This window comes from Telluria sp. AZSoR62, from assembly GCF_058111565.1.
Window position 1 is genome coordinate 1 of record NZ_JBYTST010000181.1, and the last position, 330, is coordinate 330.

Genomic DNA, 330 nt, shown 5'->3' on the forward strand with positions numbered 1-330 from the left:
ATGTGCGGTCGGCTAATTTTATCAAATTTCGGGCAAAAAGAAGCCCCGACCATAATGGTCAGGGCGGTTGTGAAACAGTTTATGGGGATGCCTGTTCGAATACATCGACCAGGGCGTTGAGCAGTTCAGTGTGATCCACGTTTTCAATTCGCAGCCCGTAGTCTTGAAGCGAAGCCAAAGCACGATCCATCGCTTGGCTCACAGCCTCTTGATCATCAGGTTTTAGATCCGAGTATTGAGTTGTCATCGGTTGGTGTCCATAACTGGTCTGATTGCCGGCAGCTGACAAAGTCAGGGCCATATTTAGTGTGCAGCCAGGCGTGCACAACT

The 330-nt window shown here is 49.7% G+C and carries 1 protein-coding gene; it reads right to left on the bottom strand.

Annotated elements, in window-relative coordinates; translation table 11 throughout:
• Positions 1-79: 79 nt before the first annotated feature.
• Positions 80-330: hypothetical protein (locus tag AC3XQU_RS23435; protein WP_489876546.1), on the bottom strand; the 251-nt coding region annotated here is incomplete at its 5' end.